The sequence below is a fragment of the Pseudoalteromonas sp. S1608 genome (genome assembly GCF_005887265.1).
Lineage (GTDB): Bacteria > Pseudomonadota > Gammaproteobacteria > Enterobacterales > Alteromonadaceae > Pseudoalteromonas > Pseudoalteromonas undina.
Window position 1 is genome coordinate 1 of the sequence record NZ_PNDK01000079.1, and the last position, 323, is coordinate 323.

Genomic DNA, 323 nt, shown 5'->3' on the forward strand with positions numbered 1-323 from the left:
CAAACAATAAACAATTGATAATTTTAATTCTAATCAAGAATATGGTGCGGAAGGAGAGAATTGAACTCTAACATCCTAAGATACTTGAACCTAAATCCAGAGCGTCTACTAATTCCGCCACTCCCGCATTATCACTTTGAATTAATCAAAGAAATGGTAGTTATTTTAAACTCTTCATTGAGTTGCAATTTAACTCTTGCAGAGCCACTTCTAGAAAAGAAATGGTGGCTAAGACGGGATTTGAACCTGTGACCCCATCATTATGAGTGATGTGCTCTAACCAGCTGAGCTACTTAGCCATTGTTGGCTGGGATACCAGGATT

At 38.1% G+C, this 323-nt stretch carries 2 tRNA genes; both read right to left on the bottom strand.

The annotated features are described in order from the left end of the window. Positions 1 to 42: 42 nt before the first annotated feature. Positions 43 to 127: transfer RNA gene (locus tag CWB75_RS18755), tRNA-Leu, on the bottom strand. 95 nt (positions 128 to 222) lie between these two features. Next, a tRNA-Met gene (locus CWB75_RS18760) sits at positions 223 to 299 on the bottom strand. Positions 300 to 323 lie beyond the last annotated feature (24 nt).